This window comes from Paraburkholderia kururiensis JCM 10599 = LMG 19447 (assembly GCF_003986935.1).
Classification (GTDB): domain Bacteria; phylum Pseudomonadota; class Gammaproteobacteria; order Burkholderiales; family Burkholderiaceae; genus Paraburkholderia; species Paraburkholderia kururiensis.
In genome coordinates, this window is sequence record NZ_RJZE01000087.1 from 1 (window position 1) to 1,486 (window position 1,486).

Sequence of the window (1,486 nt, forward strand, 5' to 3'; positions counted from 1 at the left end):
TAGTCGGACCTGAATAATCGTGCGAGGCGTATGCAGTAAGGCTGTGAAGCCGAAACGGTGTTGTTGGATTTGCAAGAAGCGGGCATATTGATGCGTGAATCCTGCAAATCCTGACGAGGTGTGGATGGGTCCGAAGACGCTGGTGCCAGAGGGAGATTTCTTCCGCCAACCGCTGCGCGAGCAGATCAACTTGAAGCATCCGTTGGTTCGCCTTGCCGATCTGATCGACTGGGAGCGGTTGAACGCGGCGATGAGTGCGAGCTTCGTGTCGCATCGCGGGCGACCGGCAACGTCGCCGCGTTTGATTGCAGGGCTGCTGTACTTGCAGCACGCGTTCGATCTGTCGGATGAAGAGGTGGTATGGCAATGGCTTGAGAACCCGTACTGGCAAGTGTTCACCGGCGAGACGTACCTGCAGACGCAGCCGCCGATTGATCCGTCGAGCCTGACGCGCTGGAGGAAGCGTCTGGGCGAGGCTGGTGTTGAGGAACTGCTCGCCGAGACCATCGAGGCGGCCAAACGAGCGAACGTCATCAAGACGTCGAGCCTGAAGCGGGTAATCGTTGATACGACGGTCATGGAGAAGGCGATCGCGCATCCCACTGATTCGCGCCTGCTCGAACGTTGCCGGGAACATCTGGTGAAGGCTGCTGAGCGGCATGGGCTGAAGCTGCGGCAGAACTACAACCGCGAAGCGCCACGACTGGCAGGCCAGATCGGTCGCTACGCCCATGCGAAGCAGTACAAGCGGATGAAGAAAGCGCTGCGCACGTTGCGTTCGCGAGTGGGACGCGTGATGCGCGACGTCGAGCGGCAACTGGACGACGTTGCACAGCCAAGCCGGGCGTCGCTGGAAGATCTGATTGGCCGCACGAAGCGCATTCTCACGCAGAAGCAGAAGGACAAGAACAAGCTGTACGCGCTGCATGCGCCGGAAGTGGAGTGCCTGGCCAAGGGCAAAGCTCGTAAGCCGTACGAGTTCGGCGTGAAGGTGTCGATCACGACGACGCACAAGGAAGGTCTCGTAATCGGCGCGCGCTCGATGCCGGGTAATCCGTACGACGGGCACACGTTGGCCGAAGCGTTGGAGCAGGCGGCGATCTTGAGCGACGTTCAGCCGCAGATCGCCGTCGTCGATCGCGGCTACAAGGGTGTCGCCATTGACGGTGTGAAGGTCTATCACCCGGGGCTGCGACGCGGTATCACGCGAGGCTTGCGCGCGATGATCCGGCGGCGCAGCGCGATCGAGCCAGCCATCGGACACATGAAGGCAGATGGAAAACTCGATCGCAATTGGCTCAAGGGTGCGCTCGGTGATGCAATGCACGCGGTGCTGTGCGGCGCAGGCCACAACCTGCGGATGATCCTGCGCAAGCTGCGGCTTTTTTACGCCCTGATTCTCGTCGCTTTGCTTGGCTTCGAAACTGCTACGCAGTCGGCAGCGTGAACTCATTTGCCGAGCAAAATGAATTGTTCAGGGCCGACT

1 protein-coding gene is annotated in these 1,486 nt (G+C 60.3%); it reads left to right on the forward strand.

The window, feature by feature from the left end; genetic code table 11:
- Positions 1 to 124 precede the first annotated feature (124 nt).
- Positions 125 to 1,447, forward strand: coding sequence for an IS5 family transposase (locus tag PKKP23_RS33345; RefSeq protein WP_126880071.1), 1,323 nt, complete (start codon positions 125 to 127; stop codon positions 1,445 to 1,447).
- The last annotated feature ends 39 nt before the right edge of the window (positions 1,448 to 1,486 follow it).